1 protein-coding gene is annotated in these 584 nt (G+C 60.1%); it reads left to right on the top strand.

From position 1 onward, the window contains the following. Window positions 1-572 (top strand): IS256 family transposase (locus BGIM_RS0100875; RefSeq protein WP_020467930.1); only part of this gene is annotated, 572 nt, incomplete at its 5' end. Window positions 573-584 lie beyond the last annotated feature (12 nt).

Below are 584 nucleotides of genomic sequence, written 5' to 3' on the forward strand. Positions count from 1 at the left end.
TGACCGACTTGAAGAACCGCGGCGTGAACGACCTGTTCGTCGTGTGCATCGACGGGCTGAGCGGCTTTGGCGAAGCCATCCGGGTGGCCTTCCCGCAGACCAAGGTGCAACGCTGCATCGCGCATCTGGTGCGAGCCGCGTTGAGGTACGTCACCGACAAGGACAGCCGCGAAGTGGCCGGCGACTTGAAGAAGATTTATCAGGCCGCCTCGACCTCGGAGGCGGAGCAGGCGCTGGACGAATTCGATCAAAAGTGGGGCGGGAAGTATCCGACCATCGGGCGCCAATGGCGGTTGCACTGGACGGATATCATCGCCATGTTCGAGTTCCCGCCGGCGATCCGCAAGGCGATTTATACGACCAACGCCATCAAGTCGGTGAACAGCGTCATCCGGAAGTTCACGCGGAACCGGAAACAGTATCCAAACGCGGAGTCGGCGTTAAAGCTGGTTGATTTGGCCATCCACGAGGCATCCAAAAAGTGGACGAAGCCCATCGTTGGCTGGAAGGCGGCCCTCAACCACTTCGCCGTGTTGTTTGAAGGCCGGATGCCCAAGGTAACCGGCCAGTGACTGCAACTGCCG

Source organism: Zavarzinella formosa DSM 19928 (assembly GCF_000255705.1).
Classification (GTDB): domain Bacteria; phylum Planctomycetota; class Planctomycetia; order Gemmatales; family Gemmataceae; genus Zavarzinella; species Zavarzinella formosa.